This window comes from Halopseudomonas litoralis (assembly GCF_900105005.1).
Lineage (GTDB): Bacteria > Pseudomonadota > Gammaproteobacteria > Pseudomonadales > Pseudomonadaceae > Halopseudomonas > Halopseudomonas litoralis.
Genome location: NZ_LT629748.1, coordinates 1,633,304 through 1,651,111, shown reverse-complemented (window position 1 = coordinate 1,651,111; position 17,808 = coordinate 1,633,304). Strand labels below are relative to the sequence as shown.

Sequence of the window (17,808 nt, the reverse complement as noted above, 5' to 3'; positions counted from 1 at the left end):
TTCATGAAATTGTTGTCATTGACACCTCTTGCGGCGCTCCTGTTCACCGGCCTCTGTCTGGGCGCTGACTTTCCAGTACAAGATACCTCCAACTCCGGTGGCGCCGGCACTGTGATGCAAAGCGACCACAATGCCTACTCCTTGCCGCTGGGCAATCTACCTATATCCAGCCGCCTGGATTTCAGCGTGGGCAACAGCTTCTTCCGCAACCCCTGGGTTATCGCGCCCTCCAGCACCGATGCTCGCGATGGCTTGGGTCCACTGTTCAACACCAATTCCTGCCAGGGCTGCCATATCAAGGACGGTCGCGGTCATCCGCCAGCGCCGGGGGAGACGGCGGTTTCGTTATTTCTGCGGCTATCGGTCCCCGCCGGCCCGGATACCGATCCGCAAGTGCTGCGACAACACGGTTTTGTACCTGACCCGGTATATGGCAGCCAACTGCAGACCGCCGCCATTCCGGGGATGGAGCCGGAGGCGCAGCTGCACGTCGAATGGCAGCTGTTCGAGGAAACATTGGAGGATGGCAGCAAGGTAGAGCTGCGGCGGCCGCTGTACCGCATCGACAATCCCAACTATGGCGCCCTGTCCGACGATCTGATGATCTCGCCCCGCGTTGCGCCACCGATGATCGGTCTCGGCCTGCTGGAAGCCATCTCAGAGGCGACTATCCTGGCGGCTGAGGACCCGGATGATGAGGACGGTGACGGTATCTCCGGGCGCGCCAATCAAGTCTGGGACCGTATCGAACAACGTACCGCCCTGGGTCGGTTCGGCCTGAAGGCGGCCGAGGTCAGCGTCATGCAACAGAGTCTGGCCGCATTCGCCGGCGACATGGGACTGAGCTCCAACCTCGTACCGGACACCGACTGCACTGCCGCGCAGCAATGTGATCGGTTTGCTGATGGTGGTACGCCCGAGGTCAGTGACAAAATTGCTGCCTTCATCAATTTCTATGCCATGAGCCTGGCCGTACCGGCGCGCCGTGAGATGGATAACCCCGCCGCGCAATCGGGTGCAGAGCTATTCAATGAGATCGGTTGCGCTGCCTGCCACACGCCGCGGCATACTACCGGCACTGTGGCGGGCCGCCCCGAGCTGAGTAATCAGGTGATCTGGCCCTATACCGATTTGCTGCTGCATGACATGGGCGAAGGCCTGGCTGATGGCCGCTCGGAGTTTCTGGCCGACGGCAATGAATGGCGCACCCCGCCGCTCTGGGGGCTGGGGTTGACCCAGCAGATCAATTCGCGGGCAGGTTTCCTGCACGACGGCCGCGCACGTACGCTGGAAGAGGCCATTCTCTGGCACGGTGGTGAAGCGCAGGCAACCACCGAACGTTATCGCGAATTACCGACAGAGTTGCGTCAATCGCTGCTTACCTTTCTGCACTCCCTGTAACGGATCCCACATGTCTTCATTATCCAACCTGAGCCTGCGTACCTTGAAATGGGGCACCACAGCGCTGCTTGCCGCCTCTTTTTGCAGTACTGCCTGGGCGGAAACACCAAGAGACCTCTGGCACAGCTCCCTCGCCGAGGGTTACGCGACGCTCGCCACTGCCACGGCATCGCTGAACGAGGCTGCCACGGCCTATTGCGCAGCGCCCTCGGACGACGGGCGTGAAACGCTTGAATCCGCCTGGTACCAGGCATTCGACAGTTGGCAAGCGGTGCGCTTTGTCGATTTCGGACCAATCGAGCGCGACAATCTGTCCTGGCAATTCCAGTTCTGGCCGGACGCCAAGAATACCATCGCCCGCAAGGTCAACTACTGGCTTGGTAGCGAGCAGCCGATCAATGCTGAACAGCTCAAGGCCGACAGTGTGGCGGTCAAGGGCTTTCCGGCTCTGGAATACCTGTTGTTCGATCCGCTGGCGGCAAAGCAGCATCCTCTGCCCGAGCAGCGCGCCTGTGAACTGGTGACCGGCATCAGCAACCTGCTGCAGGAAAATACTGTTCAACTGCAACAGCAATGGCAGGCATTTCGCCCTCACTACCTGGATAACGCCCAGTTCCAGAACACCACAGTGCTGGCCGCCATGCATGGCCTCGAGATCGTGCGCAACAAGCGTCTGGCAGCACCCATGGGGCTCGAAGGCAAGCCGCGCCGCAATCCGTACATTGCCGACGCCTGGCGCAGCGAGCATTCGCTGGCGGGTATCCAGGCCAGTCTTGTCGGTTTGCAGCAGTACTTTCTGCCGGGTCTACGCCAATTGATGAGTAATGACCAAGGGGCCGAATTGGCCGTGCGTCTTGATCAGCAATTGACCGCGACCATCAAGCGGCTGGAGCACCAGCAGGCAGATATGCAACAGCTGCTCGCCAATGACGACGGCTATCGCAGCCTGCAGCTGGTCTTCATCGAAGTGGACAAGCTGAACCAACTGCTGTCCGGCAATATCGCCAGCGAGCTGGGCATTATCCGTGGCTTCAACTCCAGTGATGGGGACTGAGATGCAGCGTCGCGAATTCATCCAGTTCAGCCTGTTGAGTATTGCAGCGGCCTGCAGTGCCGGCGCCCTTGCAGGTAATGGCAGCAGCTTGCCGGACTTACGTTTTCTCAGCTCGGTCGACGACGCCATCGAAGGGCACTTCATCGTAGCGGCCAACAGCGCCGGCCAGCAGCTGTTCCGTATTCCGGTGGTCGAGCGCTGCCACAGTGGCTGTCTGCACCCGAGGGGTAACCAGGCGGTGATCATATCTCGCCGGCCCGGGTTGAATCTTTATGTAATCAATATGTTGGAAGGTACTCTTGAAGCGAAAGTTGAGGCTGGTGAGGGCTTCCACTTCTATGGCCATGGGGTTTTCAGCGAGGACGGCAGTCGCTTCTATGCCACCGCCAATCACTACTCCAGCGGGGCGGGCCATATACGTGTCTACGCTGCAGACGAGGGCTACCGCCATCTGCATGATTTTCCCGTAGGCGGCATGGACCCCCATGAGTTGCGCCTGCATCCGGATGGAGAACGCCTTGTGGTCGCCATGGGTGGCATCAAGACCCATCCCGACTATGGCCGTATCAAACTGAATGTGGAGACAATGCAGCCTGCTTTGGTAATGATGGATCGTGAAAGCGGTGAGGTGCTGCAGCGCTGCACGCCCTCCCATCACCAGCTCAGCTGTCACCACCTTGACATCAGCCGCGACGGTATCGTCATTGCCGGTTATCAATTCGAGGGGCCGAAATGGGAAGCACCGCCACTCATTGCCCGCTTGGACACCGACAGTGGAGAGTTTTCCGAGATAGCGCTGACGGAGCAGGAACAGGCAAAACTGAGCAACTACACCGCCAGCGTTGCGATCAACTCCCGCTACGGCGTCGCTGCCATCACCGCACCGCGAGGGAATTGCGTCATGCTGCTGGATTATCGCTCGGGGCAACCGATGGGGCTTGTCTCGGTACCCGACCCCGGTGGTGTGCTGGCGGAGCCTGACGGCAATTTTGTCGTATCATCCGGACATGGTGGCCTGTACCGCATTCAGACAACCGGCGCGAAGCCGGAACTGATCAGCCGGCATGCCCTGCGCTGGGACAATCATCTGACCCGGGCTTGAGCGGTCCTTCCGCTCACTGACTGGACACCATACGTTCGATACACGAGCGGGAGTCATCAGGCAGGTGGGTGAATTGCAGGCCGGTCCAATACTGGCCGCCGGCGATACTTTCGCGATTCCAGCGGCTCTCCGCATCAAGCATGAACTCGCTGATACCGTTGAGATTCATCGGCAGATTCACCTGCAGCGCCCAGGCTCTGTTCAACTCGATCGGCTGTTCACTGAGTAACATCAACCCTTCGGCGTGAAGATCCACCACGCGACCGAGAAGTTCTCCGCTGTCCAGGTCATATACCTCCAGGCTGTTACTCACGTGATGGCGCTCCAGTTTTCGTCTTTCGTTCATGAAATGCTCTGTCTGATATATGACCACAAGTGTCGGCCATTTGCGTGGTAGCGAAAAGCCATATTCCATGTATTTATGAAAGTATTGAAGCGTTTTGTGATGCGTTGGACATAACAGCTCTGGCTTGCCTCAGCCTTTGACTGCTGTCCATAATGACCGAGCGATAATCAGCTCCCATCCACAGGCCCACCGGCCCGCCCTATCGAGGATCAACCATGCGATTAACCCAACTGAGTATATTACTCGGCGCGACGCTACTTGGCGCCCAGGCACTGGCACATGATTTTACGGTAGGCGATATTCATGTTAACCACCCCTGGTCACGAGCATTGCCGCCGGTGGCACCCACAGGTGCTGCCTATCTGGTGCTGGAGAACAAGGGCGATCGGACTGACCGTTTGATCGGTGCGGCATCCACCATTGCCGGGCGAGTGGAGTTGCACCAGCATATTCACCAGGACGGGCTGATGAAGATGCAGCAGATCGACAGCGTTGAGATCGCACCAGGGGCACAGGTGGAGTTCAAGCCTGGCGGCCATCACCTCATGTTATTCGGTCTGCAACAGCCGCTGGTCGAGGGTAGCAGTTACCCGATGACGCTGAGCTTCGAGCATGCCGGCGAGGTAGAGGTTGAAGTCATGGTGACGGGTGAACCCGCACCCGCCTCCCCCAACCATGACGCTCACAGTCATCACTGAGCGTCATGGCGGCACAGCGCCGGCTCAGTCGCTTCGAGTCGGCGTACGCATAGTGACGAACTCTTCCGCCGCGGTGGGATGAATACCCAGCGTGGCATCAAACACCGCCTTGGTCGCCCCTGCTTTGATCGCCACAGCCAGCCCCTGAATGAGCTCGCCTGCGTCGGGCCCGACCATATGGATGCCCAGCACTTGATCGGTTTGCTGGTCCACAAGCATTTTCATGAAGCTCTGCTCATCGTTGCCCGCCAATGTGTTGCGTAACGGACGAAATCGGCTCTCGTAGATATCGAGTTTATGCCCGCAGGCCCGCGCCTGCTCTTCGGTAAGCCCCAGCGTGGCGATGTTCGGGATGCAGAACACGGCGGTGGCGATATCCTTGTAATCCACCGGTCGATACTCGTCCGGGCAATACAGACGCCTTGCCAGCGCCATACCTTCTGCCAGCGCCACGGGTGTCAATTGAATGGTAGCGGTCACGTCACCGATAGCAAAAATGGCCGGATCAGTAGTTTGATAAAGTTTGTCTACTGCGACGAAGCCTTTGTCATCCAGCGTCACCTTGGTATTTTCCAGACCCAGGCCGTCCAGTTTCGGTCTTCGTCCGGTGGCATACAGAACCAGATCGGTCTCCAGGGTTTCACCGTTCTTCAGTGATACCAGCAGACTGCCGTCGGCCTGCTTCTCGATATGGGCAACGTCCGCATCGAACTGCAAATCGACGCCCTTATTCTGCATAGTCACAACCATATGGTCGCGCAGCCCCTGATCGAAACCGCGCAGGAACTGTGCTCCACGGTAAAGCAGGCTGGTCTCGCAACCCAGGCCATGGAAAATGCTGGCGAATTCGATCGCAATATAGCCGCCACCGACCACCATGGCGCGCTTGGGCAATTGCTCGAGATAGAAGACCTCGTTAGAACTGATCACGTGTTCATGACCGGGGAATTCAGGGATGAACGGCCAGCCGCCGGTGGCAATGAGTATGCGTTCTGCCGTGTAGCTGGCATCCCCCACGGCCACGGTATGAGAGTCAATCAATCGAGCCCGGCCATGCACCAGGGTCACCCCAGCGGCGGTCAGCAGATTATGATAAATGCCATTGAGTCGGGTGATCTCGGTATTCTTGTTTTCAACCAGACGCTGCCAATCGAACCGCGCCTTGGAAAGATCCCAGCCATAGCCCTGTGCATCACCGAAATCCTCAGCGAAATGGGCCGCATAGGCGAAAAGCTTCTTCGGCACGCAGCCGACGTTGACACAGGTGCCCCCCAGATACAGATCTTCGGCGACCGCTACCCGCGCGCCAAAACTCGCTGCCATACGGCTGGCACGCACCCCTCCCGATCCGGCACCGATAACGAAAAGGTCAAAATCATAATCCGACATATTTGCTGCCCTGCTGCTGATACAAAGCCACAGCATACCCGAATGTAGTGCATCCCGGCCGAAATGCCGGGATAGCGATTCTTGATTTCACATTGTTGGAAAGCTGTGTCAGCCTCGGTTCGCGTTCGGGTCAGACCTATTGCAGCAACGCCTCATATTCATCGTTATACTGCTCGGCAAGTTCTGCCTTCTGCTTGTCGGTAAGCAGCTTGCCCGCCATCTGAAAGAACTTCTGCTCTTCCTCCTCAAGATGATGCAGCACCTTATCGCCCAAGGCTTTTGCCGTGGACAACCAGGCCGAGCTGGACATTTCCATCTCATCCAGCTTTTCAACCAGTTCATCCATTTCGTGATGTTCGGCAATGGCGTGGCGGCTCAGGTCAACGCCATTCTCATGGCCCATCAGGGGAATGTAGAAATAGCGCTCTTCCGCCGTCTCGTGGGCGTAAAGCTCCTCCTTGAGTTGCTGATAGGCATCCACCCGTTCCGGGGTATCTCCACTGGTGCGTAGCACAGCGTCAACATACTCGCGCTGCTTGTCATGGCTGATCCGTAATGCTTCAAAAATGGTCATATGCCGCTCCGTTAACCTTGCGTAGCCTTTTGGACTGAGCACACCGATTGAAGTTCAGCTCCACTCTGGCCCTACAAAAACGCCACTCTTGGCTGCTCGCCCTTTCATACCCCTCCTCGGCAAGCCTACAATGCCTTCCTGCTTGGTGCAGGCTATAGTAATCAATGTGCTGGCACCGAGCCGCGCTTTCCCCTTGGCCTGTGCAATAGAAAGTCTTCAACGCCCCCGAGCCCAAAAGGATATTTATCATGAAACGCATTCCCCTGATAATTGCTACCAGCCTCATTGCCCTCACTGGCAGCGCCCATGGCAGTAGTTTCATTGGCACCACCGACGCCGTGGCCGGGTCTCTGATCAATACCATTGACGCGACCAGTGACGCCACCTCCGGCAATAACAAGATCGTGCTGGAGGCCCGCGAGGACGCAGCCAGCTTTGTCGGCAGTGACGGCCAGTTGCGCAGTGCCCGTCTCGAGGCGGCCTTGGTCCATATCCGTCAAGCCTCCCCCGATCTGGAAGCCACCGACATGCAACTGGCCGAGGCAATTCTGGCGCTGTGAGGCATTTCTTTGTCAGCGGCGACCTGAGAGCTGAGGCGACCGGTCAGTTTGGATAAGATGCGGTCTGCCATAAGGCGTTTTTTACTTGTTGGCTTGCTGATAAGCAGTCCCCTCGCCCAGGCCGAGTTGCAGCTGGTGCTGGACCAGCGCCAGCTCACCCCGCCCCATACGCAGGCCAGTCAGGCGCTGCTTGCCGAGGCCACTGTGCTGCTGCCACCCTTGCTGGTGGAGCAGATGGACCGACAGGTGCCGGTGCGCTGGAGCGAGCGGCTACCCGAGGCGGTCTTCGGTCGCGCCACGCCCAGCGGCACGCTGGAGCTCAATCAACGCTGGCTGGCGGACCTCACCGCCGGGCGCGAAGGTGCTTTTCCCGAGGTGCGTCAGCACGGCACCTTGCGCCGGGAACTGCTTGCCACACTGATTCATGAGCTGGCTCATTTGCATGATCAGGGGCGCTATTGGCGTGCTGAGCAGCAGACCTTGTTACGTCAATGCCGCACTCGCTATCGCACCCAGGGCAAGGCCGGGCTACCGGCGGAATGCCGGGGCCAGACCGAGCGTCGTTTTACCCTGAGCGATGACCCGCGCTTTCTCGATCTGGCCGGCTGGCCACAACAGGCAGGCCGTCGCGGCGTCCGCGAGCGGGTAAATCGTCAGTCCTACCGCAGTCCCGACCAGTACGAGCTGTACAGCCCGGCGGAATATCTGGCAGTCAATCTCGAATACTTTCTGCTTGATCCGCAATATTCCTGCCGCCGCCCGGGGCTGCATGCCTATCTGAAGGACCATTTCGACTGGGCGCCAGCAGCGTCTGATTGCCCCGCTGAAATTCCTTACCTGTACGCTGGTCTGGATACAGAGCGCCCTGCTCTTGGCTGGCTCGATCCAGAGCGGGTCTACGCGGTGCATTACATGCTGGCGGAGCCCAATGACAAGTGGGTAAGCCGGTGGGGCCACAGCATGCTGCGCCTGGTAATCTGCGCTCCGGGTCGAGAGCCAGGCCCCGACTGTCTGCTGGATCTGGATCACCATCTGGTGCTGTCCTTCCGCGCTTTCGTCGATGATCTGCAGCTGTCCAGCCTCGATGGGCTGATTGGCAACTACCCCTCCCGTCTGTTCATGCTGCCGCTGCAGAAAGTGGTGGATGAGTACACTCAACTCGAACTGCGCGACCTCAGTTCGGTCCCGTTGCGGATCAATGCACAGGCCCGTCACCGACTCGTTGAGCAGGCCGCCACTCTGCACTGGAGTTATGACGGCACCTACTATTTCATCAGCAACAACTGCGCAGTCGAAACCCTGAAGCTGCTACGCAGCGGCAGCGCACTTCCCCAGTTGCATGATCTGGACAGCCTGACGCCCACCGGCCTGCTTGAACTGCTCCACGCCCGCGGGCTGGCGGACCTGACCCCCTTGCAGGACCGCCAGGCAGCCTTGCGCCAGGGCTACTATTTCGACTCATATCGGGAACGCTACAATTACATGTTCGAGGTGCTCCGCAGCCAGCAGCAGGTGCCCTTCGACCGCCTGGAGGATTGGTTCACCAGTCCGGCCAGCGATCGCCAAGCCTGGTTTACCGCAGCGGACACCCGATCAACTGCCGCCTTGCTGGTGCTGGAGCAAGCCATTCAGCGTCGGCATGTGCTGGAGATACAGCAGGATCTCAAACAGCGGTTCCTGGCTGCCGATGCCCCACAAGAGCTGACCGAAGCTGCCCAGATGATGCAGGGACTGCTGAGTGGCAGCAGCTTTCTCAGCCGGCCCGGCGAGCTGTTGAGCGAGGGTTACGGATTACCGCAACCGCAGGAGTCGCAGCGTTTTCTTCAGCTTGCCGCTGGAAAACAGCAGGCGCTGCTGGCTACGGCTGAGGATTTGGAGAACCGCTTGCTGTCGCTGATGAATGCACAACAGCGTCTACAGCTGAATGCCACCGGCGCCAACATCAGCCTGCTCGTACAGCAGCTGCGGCGGCTGCACGCAGAATCTGGCGGTATTCAACTGCCCTGAGCTTTATCGCAGCCATCAGGATACGTCATGACAACAGCCTGGAGAAAAGCGCTTGGATCGTCGGCTTGCTTTGGTTGAGCTTTTATAGCTGCTCGAGAGGTTGGCGATCTACTGGATACAATAATCTATTGGGCGCTTCGGGAGCCGGGATGGACAGAAAACGGCGGGGGCGGACAGCGTAGCTGAATTACGGACCGTGAAAGCACTCCGTAAAATTCGGTAAACATGTGATTTAAAAATGGTGCCCGGAGCCGGAATCGAACCGGCACGGAGTTTCCTCCGAGGGATTTTAAGTCCATCGACATATCCAACAAAATCAGCATGTTATGACAATATTAAGTCCGCAATTACATAATTTTGATGCCTCTGCAGGCCAATAACGGCGCGGGCCTTCAAATAATTGCGGATCAGATTTACATCCCCCCTCCGCCCGTCCGGGCAATATTCCATATCTCCCTCGCTCCGCAATATACTGGCTATAAATACAGTATAGGTGGACCATGATTTTCAGAGTAACCCTGATGCGACGCCGCGGCGTGCCGTTTACGCCAAAAGAGCTGAGCAAAGACCAAGGCAAGCGGGTCGACGTGGCGATCAATCATGAAAGCTGCGTGATGGGCCGGTCATCTGTGGTTGCGTCAATCCGGGGAGCGTGGCCGCTGAGCGAGCCGCCCTGGCCGGAATTGATGGACTGTCAGCTGCACTCTATGGCGCCCAATGGAATGGTGCTGACGGGGACAGAGGAGATTGATGGCGTGATGTATGCGCAGTCATGGCTGTGCCGAGCGGAGTAATCGATAGGAGCGAGAGGTGGGAAATGTGAGGAATGAGGGGGGGCGGGGCTCATTCTTCCGTTGCAGTGACCGCCTTCGCCCGCTCCTGCCAATACAACAGCTTCTTCTGATCTTCGATCATTCCGGCTCGAATATTCCAAACAGAGCGTCCAGCTGCTCCACTGAGTTCGAGGGGGGCTGCATCGCCCACGCTGCGGGCGCTGGTGGTTTCGGACACGATGGCATCGTTACGGGCGACGATAACTTCGATGCGCAGCCTGCGGCGCTCGCCATCAGCAGCAGAATACAGATCTTCGAGGCGGCGGTTTTCAGATAGTGCATCAGATAGCTCCTGCGTGTGTTTGGTATCCAGTTCAGCCAGGCGCCAGGACTGTTCCTGCTGCTTAGCCTGCTGCTGCAGGATTACTGCGGCATTGGCCTCGGCGGTCCGGCGCAGCAGCTCGGTGTGGGCTGTTTGCTGCTCGCTGTAACGCGTCTGCCAGTGGTTGCTGGTGGCCCACGATCCGACCAGGGAGCCAATTGCCAGCGCAATGATGTATGGCGCCAGGACGCGGACGGCGATCATGCCAGCGCGCCCCCGCAGTCCGAGTACACAGCCACCAGTTCATGCTCAGTATGCTGCTCGGCGGCATGCTCTCCTTCGTAGATCTCCAGCAGTTGCGCGAGCTTATGTTCACGCTGGCCATACCCTGCCCCGGGCAGGCTGGCCCAGATCGGCGCGGCCTTGGCTACGGCATCCTCAATACGACCCTGTTGGATCAGCCGGTAGGCGCCGCACTCCATCAAAAGCTTGATAGCAGCCAGGTCCTGCGCCTCGGGAATGAAGCGGCCGCGGAATCCGTAGTTGCGAACGATGGCATCCCAGGTGCGAGCCAGGAACTGGTACCGCCCGGCCGCGCTGGATGTAATGCCGTACCGGGGCAGCTTCACATACCGGCGTGGGTGATCGCTGTAGTCAGTGAACAGCGCCCCGCCGACGAACACGTTGTACCCGTCATCTGAGGCTTTGATGGTGCTCGTCCCTTCGCTCCAGGCGAGCATATCCAGGAAGGCGAGCACGTTGATGCCGCCGGCCTTTTCTTCAGTGATTACTGGCATGGTTTTCTCCAGGCAATAAAAAACCCGCCGGGTGGCGGGTTTGGTGAGTGATTACTGCGTCAGTTTGTTCGAGACACCAATGCATCCATTTGCTGGCGCGCGATCACGTGGCCGTGGGCTGAGGCTTTGGCCAGCCACATCAGGCCGGCGTTCTCGTCCTTCGGCACGCCGATGCCTTTAAAGTGCAGCTTGGCTAGGTTGTGCATGGCGTCTGGGTGTTCCTGGTCGACGGCCTGCTTCAACCAGTGCATGCCCATATCCAACAGATTGATGTCGATCAGCAGTTGAGCCAAGTCGTTCTGCGCGTCCGCATCGCCGGCGTCGGCATCGACCAGCAGCTCATAATCTTCCGGCTCGATCGGGATGTTGATCTGCGGTGCGATCTCGCTGAAGGCGACCATGGCTCGGCCGCGCTCGTCTGTTTCCAGACGGGTGAGCTGGCCTTCGGTGACCCGGCGCCAGAGGGTCCGCTTGCTGATCCCAGTGATCAGGATGGCTGTATCCAGGCTGATTGCGTCCACGGTTCGTCCCTTGAATTGGATTTGGCACACCATCAGGTGTGCCATTCTGGCATTTGGCACAGTAGTAGGTGTGCCAAACAGTGCTGCCAATAGGATAACAAACCACAACCCTGTCGTGGGGACTCCGCGTGATGACCTCCGCAAGGCCACAGTTTACGCAAGGTACAGACCCAGACTGATGCAGAATCGAGAAGCTGGCACGGTACCTGCTATGCCTCAGATAGGTCATACGGCCTTTCAAAAAATATGGAGATTTAAATGAAAGCTCAAATGCAAAAAGGTTTTACGCTTATCGAACTGATGATCGTAGTGGCGATCATCGGTATTTTGGCTGCAATCGCGCTGCCGGCTTATCAGGATTACACTAACCGCGCAAAGATGTCTGAAGTATTGACCTTTGCCTCCTCAGGCCGTACTGCTGTTGCAGAGTACTTTCAATCAGAAGGAACTCTACCTGCTAACAACGAGGCTGCTGGGTTGGATGCCGAAGGAGACATCACCTCACAGTATGTTGAGAAAGTTAATGTAACCAGTGGCGTGGTCACCGCCACTATCAAAGGCACAAATGTTACTGGTCTAGACGGATCTACTGTTGTGATGACGCCGCAAACCACTGCAGGTGCAACTATCGCTGCAGGATACTCCGGCCCGATTTTGTGGCAGTGCAAGCCTAGCACTGCAGACAACAACAAATACTTCCCAGCCAGCTGCCGTACTACTACACCGCCGCCTGGCGACGGGGATTAATTAGCACTCACCTGACCATTTAGCGTGAAAGCCTCAGACCTTCTGGGGCTTTCACTTTGAAATATAGCTTGGTCATACCTCCACCTCATACTGCACCAGCCCCGGCGCCTGCCCCATCACCTGCCCATCCACCACAAACGCCTTTAACCCCCGCCCCACGCTGGTGCCCTTTGCACTGATCTGACTCCCGTTGCGCAGGGTTATGATGCTGGTCCCGTTCTGCAGGTCCACGCTGGCGACTGTGCCGACGGTGCGCGTGCCGCCTGGTAGCAGGCCGATAAATCGTTTCCATGGGTTGACTGTGCTCATGCGCCCTCCCGGTGATGGCGTTCGAGTTTGAGGGTTTGCTTGACCCGGGAGGCGCCGATGCCTTCGGCGGTTATCTCGGTGGCGAGGCAGAGGCCGCGCCAGGTTTCTTCAATGTCCCGCACTTCACAGAGCATGGCCGGCTCCACCAGGCCCGGTGCGGTTTGCTGCGGGAATAGTGGCAGGTCCAGGGTGATGATCTCCTGGTTGCCGCCTTTGCACAGCTCAGCGATACCGCGGGCTCGGCCGGCTTGTTCGCCGGTGATCCAGTCGTGGAAGACATCCGGTGCAGGCTCATCACCTGCGGTACCGGCGCGGCGGACGTTGACGCTGACGCCGTGGTTGGTGCCGCTGACGTAGCAACTGTTCCACTCCGGCTGCGGTTGCCACTCGCTGCCCCAGGAGGCGACAATGTTGGCAGGGATGATGCGATCCATGATGGCGCTGGACCATTGCCAGACCGGCTGCTTGTAGCGAGGCAGCACTGTGAGCTCTCGGCTGTTGCGCGAGGGGCTGACGATGCCGCCGGCTGTTTCGGCCAGCTCGGCGATTACCTCCATCGGGGTTTTGGATTCATAGCTGAACGCCCCAGCCGGGAGTGTCCAGTCTGGTGGCCCGGCGTTCCAGGTGTCCCAGTGCAAGATGAAGTCGGTATATTGCAACTCCAGTTCAGCGGCCTGCTGTGCGTTGAGCGGTACCGTGTTGCTCTGGCTACGAGCTGGGGCGTAGGGCTTGGCCAGCAGCTGGGTCTGGCTAACGCCGGTGATGGTGTAGCGCTCATCAGCGAGTTTGCCGGTACCGGAGTAGCGTTCCACGATGAATACCCAGGTGTGGCCGTTGATGGTCAGCTCGACCTCTTTCGGGCCGTTGGCGTCGGGGCGCACCTGGGCCAGAGAGGTGCGTCCGAACAGGTTGGCGGATAGGGTCCAGGCGAAGCTGTCGATATCGAGCCCGACCCGGATGCCGGTGGCATCCAGAGGCGTGCGATCGGGCAGCACCGCCAGGCTGACGCTGTTCGCAATCATGTAGGTCTCCAGAATATCCGGCTCGGCCGGCGGCGGTACGATGATGGTGATCGGGCCGGTGTAGTCCGGGTAATCGATGCCCGTCGGAATGGGGTCGAGAGGGCGCCCCCTGCCCCACAGCAATTGCATCGGTATTCCCACCTGTCGTGCAGGCCGCCAGCTGAACGCAGCGCCGCTGTCTACCGGCTGGATGACCCGGGCGGGCGGCACATAGCGGAAGTCGAAGAACACCGACGGGGAATTGCTCGGCGCATACCGTTCATCACCGAAGTTAAACACCAGCGGGCCGTTGCCCGGCACATAGAGGCTGCGCCCAACCTCCAATGCTGCGTCGTATCGCGGGCCATATTCATCCACCCGCTGATAGCGTGGCGCGGTACTGGCGTCCTTCTTTGCCGGCGCCGGGTTATAGGAGACTGTCACCCTCCAATCAGCCGGCCGAATGCTGTGATCCCATGCTCCTGCCAACCCAAGGTCTTTGCTGGGCACCTGAACGAATCCTGCCGCCACGCTCCCGCCGTCTGTTGGCGATGCCGATTCCCAGCGACCAGTCTGACCTTGATCAAGTGCCGGCACAGCTGCCCAGTCGGTGCGTGTCGTTTTCTCGGTCGGCTGGGCATCGCCCCAGGCGCTGGCACGATTCAGACTGCGCTCAGGCTTGCGACTCCAAGCACTGGCGGCCGGGCGTGCGCTGACCTGCCGCGCTGTTCGCCAGCCGGCATCCACTTCAGTAGCAATCATCAAAGCATCTCGGCTGTGATTGGCCCCAGCGCCAGGGGTCGGTAGTAACGCACGGCAATCGCCCGGGCGGTGCCCAGTTGGCGCGAGGGGTTGTCACCCTCTATGGGCCACCATTGCGGCTCGGTTGCGGGCAGAACGCCGGGCTCGGTGATCTCGTAAAGCCACCCGGCAAACCGGTTGGGCCTGATGCGTTGGCCAGCAGCGACTGCCAACGAAGGAACGAAGCGGATGCCGTAATCATCGAGGCCTACCGCATACAATGTGCCCGAGGTGGTCACCTGCAGATTGAGCGCGGCCAGCGTTTCTTGCTGACTCTCGCCATAGCCGGCCACACGCCACTGGCCATCGTCCATGCGCTCAACGATAACGGCCTGCCGTACTGCCCGCGCCGAGTCCACAGCAGCCAGCAAATCTACCGTTGCCGGTACAGTGGACACCTGGTTTTCACCTGAGCCCTCGGTGATATTGAATAATAAACTATCTGAACCTTCTCCAATGGTGGGCCACCGCGTCATCCCCAAGCGGGGCTCAGTGTATTCATACGCTTGAGCAATTACCGGCAGATAGATTGCTTCTCGTAAAAACCATTGAGTGCCCTGCCGACTCTGGCTTGTGAAAATTGCCAGATGCATGTTGGGCGCGAACTCAGAAGCTAAAGTCGCCATGTAATCAGTTGATGGCATACCCTCTCTGCGTACAGCCATAGATACCGGCACTCTGGGAGCTAAGGAGATGTCTGCCCTGAAAACTTTTTTCGTAACTGACTGCGAGAAAAAAGCGCGACGGTGTTGCGAGGACTCGAAGAGCGAAGCGGTCAGCGCAAGGTACCTGTTCATGTCCAGTATTTCTCGGCCAAACTAACGAGCAGTGAGCCCCAGTAAGTGGGCACAACGTAAAACAATTCACCGTCTATCTCTGCGGGGGTGAGCGTTGCGGAATAGGTCGAGCCAAGCCCTAGAAGTGAAAGCAAATCTGAAACTCGGTAGTGCGCGGCACGGCCTCCATAGAACATACCCGGTATGTACCCGATACTCCCTTGACCTGGCATAAACGCATCTACGCGCTGAAGCGCCAGGTCTGTCCCGAGTGGGTCTGCTTGAAAGTGTGCGTAGGTTTGTCCATTGTGTTTTGCTGGATTCCCTTCAATCGCGCCCAGAGCGCCCTGCTCAACAATTCCGGTCAAGGGGTCTCTTAATCGAATATTTTCTCCGAACATATTCCCGCCTCGGCGATAAGACGATCCTGCAGAGTCGAGATTCTCCGGCCATTTCAAACCGCCAAGGAAAAAGGCGTTCTGGGGACCTGCAATTGGGGCGTTAGGCGCTTTAAGCACAAGGCTACCCAAAAAACTTAAATCGCCGTGATCCGATAATGAGGATGCACTTGACCCTAAAGTGGAATCAACATCCATACCGACCGTGGAAAATATAACTTGCGCCCCTCGCGCTATAAGCCACCAGGCTGAATTTGTGCGCGTTGCACAAAGAGCACTCGTCCATAGTCGGTCGGTAACGCCCGCCCAATAATCGGGACTGTAATCTCCAGACCGGACGTTTGTTCCTATGGGCGGGTATTCAAATAAGCTAAGCGCTTCCGCCATGTAAACTTGGCAATACGTTTCTCTATAGCGCAGTCCGGACCCTTTATAAAAGATGTAATACACGCCATCCGGAGCTTGGAGCGTAAACCCATTCGGCAGCTCGGCATGCGCTAAGGACCAACTTTGCCCCGGTTTCGCTTCAGCTCCCGCGCCATAGCCGGTAACCAAACAGGGCACTAGAACGTTGTACATTCGCTCAACATGCGAGCCGGCAGTGGGCAAGCCAGGGCCGGCGGCATCCATACTTGAGTACAAAATCGCATCAGCCATCAGTCCGCATCCCCTCTAATCTGCAATCTCAACCGATCATCATCCACTGTGCCCTGCCCACTCAGCACGGTCCGCACTACCCACATCGGCCCCAGGCAGGCGTCGGTGTTAAACCGAACGGCGTTGCCTGCTGCCCAGCCGCTGCCCCACCCTTCCCGCCGGATCGTAAAGTACGGCGACCCTGTAGCCGGGTTGATGGGGGCGCAGTCGGATGTCGTGTTGCCCGTAGTTATTACCCCGAGCTTTTCTTCCACCACGTTGAAGGACGTGGCGCTGGTGAACACCAACGCCCACTTGCCCGCGATCGCGCCGATGTTGGTGATGATCGGCGGGTAGTTCAGCTGGTTGTACTGGGCCGTGGTGCTGCCGCCGATAGGCGCATCGGTCCAGTTGGGCGAGCTCTGGTTCCAGGTTTGCTGGGTGAACCAGCGGTAAAGCCGGGCCTGCAGGTCGCCCCAGGTGACTGCACTGCTGACCATGGTCTCCCCGGCTGGCAGGTCCCACGGCATGGGCGAGCCGATGCCAACGGCGCCGGTGATCTGCACCTCGGTGCAGACGGTCATATGCTCGACCCGGTCGCGCAGGGTCAGCGGTGGCGTCAGTGGGCCGCCGTCGGGGTCCTGCAGCTGCACCGGCGTGGCCCAGGTGATCAGCCCCAACTCGCGGTCAACGCTGTATTGTGCCGGGTCCAGCGGCGCGCCCAGGCTGTCCGCCACCTCAATGGCAGCTTGGTACGCCCTGCCCAGGGCCACGGTCTGGCCAGCCTCTGGGGTCACGTCCTGCTCGGCGGTGTGGTGAATGACCAGCACATCCCCTTCACGGTAGATCGGCACACGGCCATCGGCTGGCAGGCGCACCGGGTCCAGCCCGAGCAGATCAGCCGACATCGGCATGCTGGTTTGCACCACTGCGTTGTAGGTGACCAGCGCCGCGATAATCGGCACTGCGGTCACGCCGACCGCGTCCTCCGGATCGGTGTTGAATCGCAGGCTGACAACGCCGGTCTGGGCATCCACGGTGCCGTGGATGATGCCGCCGCCAGAGACGTTGCCGTTCAGGTCCGCCGTGCCGGTGACGATCTCGGAGGTATCTGCCCGCACCACAGTGATCTGCAGGCTCGCCGGCCGCAGCGGTGCACCAGGTGTACGGAAGTACAAGTCCGTGGTCGAGAAGCCGCCATTGCTGGTCAGGCAGGCCAGCCGGTTGATCGCGCCGCCCTGGGCGGCTGGGTAGGTCTGCAGTGTGGCCTTGCGGGCTGCATAGTCGATGGTGCCCACCGCCACTCCAGCGTTGGTGGCCGTACTGATGGAGCGGAACAGCACGCCCGAACGATCGATATAGGTTTGACCGCCCCATTCGAAGATGAGGCTCCCGGGGACGATGGGGTCAGCGCTGCCGGGTAACACATCGATGGTGAGCTCCGGCGCTGCAATACCGTCGGTCTGCGGCTCGTAGTCGGTGCCGGCTGATTGCGCCCGCACCATCACGGTACCGCCGAATATCTCCTGCCGGGGCACCACGGTGGACGTGGCCTTGGCCACCGAGCGGTAGGGCTTTCCTGCCAATATGGCCATG

19 protein-coding genes are annotated in these 17,808 nt (G+C 59.0%); 8 read left to right on the top strand and 11 right to left on the bottom strand.

The features are described from left to right. Positions 1-3: 3 nt before the first annotated feature. From BLU11_RS08055 to BLU11_RS08045, 3 genes are read left to right on the top strand one after another with little or no spacing between them, the layout of a single operon-like run. Positions 4-1,401, top strand: coding sequence for a di-heme oxidoreductase family protein (locus BLU11_RS08055; RefSeq protein WP_090272856.1), 1,398 nt, complete (start codon positions 4-6; stop codon positions 1,399-1,401). A 10-nt stretch (positions 1,402-1,411) separates the two neighbouring features. Further along, positions 1,412-2,455 carry an imelysin family protein gene (locus BLU11_RS08050; RefSeq protein WP_090272855.1) on the top strand — a complete coding sequence of 348 codons (1,044 nt, stop codon included), beginning with the start codon at positions 1,412-1,414 and terminating at the stop codon, positions 2,453-2,455. Between the two features lies 1 nt (position 2,456). Then, positions 2,457-3,557: a DUF1513 domain-containing protein gene (locus tag BLU11_RS08045; protein WP_090272854.1), complete on the top strand. Its 1,101-nt coding sequence runs from the start codon at positions 2,457-2,459 to the stop codon at positions 3,555-3,557. 13 nt (positions 3,558-3,570) lie between these two features. Here the strand turns inward: BLU11_RS08045 and BLU11_RS08040 are convergent, their stop codons facing one another. Further along, on the bottom strand, positions 3,571-3,903 hold the full coding sequence (locus tag BLU11_RS08040) for a PilZ domain-containing protein (protein WP_157718633.1): 333 nt from the start codon (positions 3,901-3,903) through the stop codon (positions 3,571-3,573). Positions 3,904-4,118: 215 nt separating this feature from the next. Here BLU11_RS08040 and BLU11_RS08035 point away from each other — a divergent pair, with 215 nt between their 5' ends. Further along, on the top strand, positions 4,119-4,601 hold the full coding sequence (locus BLU11_RS08035) for a copper chaperone PCu(A)C (RefSeq protein WP_090272852.1): 483 nt from the start codon (positions 4,119-4,121) through the stop codon (positions 4,599-4,601). Between the two features lie 24 nt (positions 4,602-4,625). On the opposite strand, the gene gorA is transcribed toward BLU11_RS08035, so the two are convergent. Both gorA and BLU11_RS08025 read right to left on the bottom strand, forming a co-directional pair. Then, complete coding sequence (gene gorA, locus BLU11_RS08030; protein WP_090272851.1) at positions 4,626-5,990, bottom strand: glutathione-disulfide reductase; 1,365 nt, start codon at positions 5,988-5,990, stop codon at positions 4,626-4,628. Between the two features lie 136 nt (positions 5,991-6,126). Next, entirely contained in the window at positions 6,127-6,564 is a 438-nt protein-coding gene (locus BLU11_RS08025; RefSeq protein WP_090272850.1) for a hemerythrin domain-containing protein, read from the bottom strand. A 248-nt stretch (positions 6,565-6,812) separates the two neighbouring features. On the opposite strand from BLU11_RS08025, the gene BLU11_RS08020 reads away from it, so the two are divergent. The 3 genes from BLU11_RS08020 to BLU11_RS08010 all read left to right on the top strand — a co-directional run bounded on the left by BLU11_RS08020 (position 6,813) and on the right by BLU11_RS08010 (position 9,925). Beyond that, positions 6,813-7,124, top strand: a complete 312-nt coding sequence (locus BLU11_RS08020) for a DUF2388 domain-containing protein (protein ID WP_090272849.1) — start codon at positions 6,813-6,815, stop codon at positions 7,122-7,124. A 57-nt stretch (positions 7,125-7,181) separates the two neighbouring features. Then, positions 7,182-9,131, top strand: coding sequence for a DUF7844 domain-containing protein (locus BLU11_RS08015; protein WP_090272848.1), 1,950 nt, complete (start codon positions 7,182-7,184; stop codon positions 9,129-9,131). Positions 9,132-9,631: 500 nt separating this feature from the next. After that, the gene (locus BLU11_RS08010; protein WP_090272847.1) at positions 9,632-9,925 is read left to right on the top strand and encodes a hypothetical protein; all 294 of its coding nucleotides are present in this window, start codon (positions 9,632-9,634) and stop codon (positions 9,923-9,925) included. Positions 9,926-9,974: 49 nt separating this feature from the next. Here BLU11_RS08010 and BLU11_RS08005 read toward each other — a convergent pair whose 3' ends face one another. The 3 genes from BLU11_RS08005 to BLU11_RS07995 are packed head-to-tail and all read right to left on the bottom strand — an operon-like array spanning position 9,975 to position 11,544. Beyond that, positions 9,975-10,490 (bottom strand): lysis system i-spanin subunit Rz, encoded by a 516-nt coding sequence (locus BLU11_RS08005; RefSeq protein WP_090272846.1) that lies wholly within the window; start codon positions 10,488-10,490, stop codon positions 9,975-9,977. Then, a complete protein-coding gene (locus BLU11_RS08000; protein WP_090272845.1) occupies positions 10,487-11,023 on the bottom strand; it encodes a glycoside hydrolase family 24 protein in 537 nt (178 codons plus the stop codon). Before BLU11_RS08000 ends, BLU11_RS08005 begins: the two co-directional genes overlap by 4 nt. Positions 11,024-11,082: 59 nt before the next feature. Then, a complete protein-coding gene (locus BLU11_RS07995; protein WP_157718631.1) occupies positions 11,083-11,544 on the bottom strand; it encodes a tetratricopeptide repeat protein in 462 nt (153 codons plus the stop codon). A 258-nt stretch (positions 11,545-11,802) separates the two neighbouring features. On the opposite strand from BLU11_RS07995, the gene BLU11_RS07990 reads away from it, so the two are divergent. Then, positions 11,803-12,291, top strand: a complete 489-nt coding sequence (locus tag BLU11_RS07990) for a pilin (RefSeq protein ID WP_090272843.1) — start codon at positions 11,803-11,805, stop codon at positions 12,289-12,291. Between the two features lie 72 nt (positions 12,292-12,363). Here BLU11_RS07990 and BLU11_RS07985 read toward each other — a convergent pair whose 3' ends face one another. The 5 genes from BLU11_RS07985 to BLU11_RS07965 form a co-directional block, all read right to left on the bottom strand. Further along, on the bottom strand, positions 12,364-12,600 hold the full coding sequence (locus BLU11_RS07985; protein ID WP_090272842.1) for a hypothetical protein: 237 nt from the start codon (positions 12,598-12,600) through the stop codon (positions 12,364-12,366). Beyond that, positions 12,597-14,363, bottom strand: a complete 1,767-nt coding sequence (locus BLU11_RS07980; RefSeq protein ID WP_172828681.1) for a hypothetical protein — start codon at positions 14,361-14,363, stop codon at positions 12,597-12,599. The genes BLU11_RS07985 and BLU11_RS07980 overlap by 4 nt, the downstream gene beginning before the upstream one ends. Further along, the gene (locus tag BLU11_RS07975; RefSeq protein ID WP_157718629.1) at positions 14,363-14,800 is read right to left on the bottom strand and encodes a hypothetical protein; all 438 of its coding nucleotides are present in this window, start codon (positions 14,798-14,800) and stop codon (positions 14,363-14,365) included. Before BLU11_RS07975 ends, BLU11_RS07980 begins: the two co-directional genes overlap by 1 nt. A gap of 395 nt (positions 14,801-15,195) precedes the next feature. Next, positions 15,196-16,233 (bottom strand): hypothetical protein, encoded by a 1,038-nt coding sequence (locus BLU11_RS19245; RefSeq protein ID WP_157718627.1) that lies wholly within the window; start codon positions 16,231-16,233, stop codon positions 15,196-15,198. Then, complete coding sequence (locus BLU11_RS07965) at positions 16,233-17,807, bottom strand: hypothetical protein (RefSeq protein WP_090272839.1); 1,575 nt, start codon at positions 17,805-17,807, stop codon at positions 16,233-16,235. Before BLU11_RS07965 ends, BLU11_RS19245 begins: the two co-directional genes overlap by 1 nt. Position 17,808 lies beyond the last annotated feature (1 nt).

Coding starts and splice junctions, on each gene's coding strand:
- BLU11_RS19245 (WP_157718627.1), bottom strand. CDS start 16,233: ATGGCTGATGCGATTTTGTACTCAAGTATGGATGCCGCCGGCCCTGGC.
- BLU11_RS08045 (WP_090272854.1), top strand. CDS start 2,457: ATGCAGCGTCGCGAATTCATCCAGTTCAGCCTGTTGAGTATTGCAGCG.
- BLU11_RS08005 (WP_090272846.1), bottom strand. CDS start 10,490: ATGATCGCCGTCCGCGTCCTGGCGCCATACATCATTGCGCTGGCAATT.
- BLU11_RS08015 (WP_090272848.1), top strand. CDS start 7,182: ATGCGGTCTGCCATAAGGCGTTTTTTACTTGTTGGCTTGCTGATAAGC.
- gorA (WP_090272851.1), bottom strand. CDS start 5,990: ATGTCGGATTATGATTTTGACCTTTTCGTTATCGGTGCCGGATCGGGA.
- BLU11_RS07985 (WP_090272842.1), bottom strand. CDS start 12,600: ATGAGCACAGTCAACCCATGGAAACGATTTATCGGCCTGCTACCAGGC.
- BLU11_RS08000 (WP_090272845.1), bottom strand. CDS start 11,023: ATGCCAGTAATCACTGAAGAAAAGGCCGGCGGCATCAACGTGCTCGCC.
- BLU11_RS08055 (WP_090272856.1), top strand. CDS start 4: ATGAAATTGTTGTCATTGACACCTCTTGCGGCGCTCCTGTTCACCGGC.
- BLU11_RS08020 (WP_090272849.1), top strand. CDS start 6,813: ATGAAACGCATTCCCCTGATAATTGCTACCAGCCTCATTGCCCTCACT.
- BLU11_RS08035 (WP_090272852.1), top strand. CDS start 4,119: ATGCGATTAACCCAACTGAGTATATTACTCGGCGCGACGCTACTTGGC.
- BLU11_RS08040 (WP_157718633.1), bottom strand. CDS start 3,903: ATGAACGAAAGACGAAAACTGGAGCGCCATCACGTGAGTAACAGCCTG.
- BLU11_RS07980 (WP_172828681.1), bottom strand. CDS start 14,363: ATGATTGCTACTGAAGTGGATGCCGGCTGGCGAACAGCGCGGCAGGTC.
- BLU11_RS08010 (WP_090272847.1), top strand. CDS start 9,632: ATGATTTTCAGAGTAACCCTGATGCGACGCCGCGGCGTGCCGTTTACG.
- BLU11_RS07990 (WP_090272843.1), top strand. CDS start 11,803: ATGAAAGCTCAAATGCAAAAAGGTTTTACGCTTATCGAACTGATGATC.
- BLU11_RS07965 (WP_090272839.1), bottom strand. CDS start 17,807: ATGGCCATATTGGCAGGAAAGCCCTACCGCTCGGTGGCCAAGGCCACG.
- BLU11_RS08025 (WP_090272850.1), bottom strand. CDS start 6,564: ATGACCATTTTTGAAGCATTACGGATCAGCCATGACAAGCAGCGCGAG.
- BLU11_RS08050 (WP_090272855.1), top strand. CDS start 1,412: ATGTCTTCATTATCCAACCTGAGCCTGCGTACCTTGAAATGGGGCACC.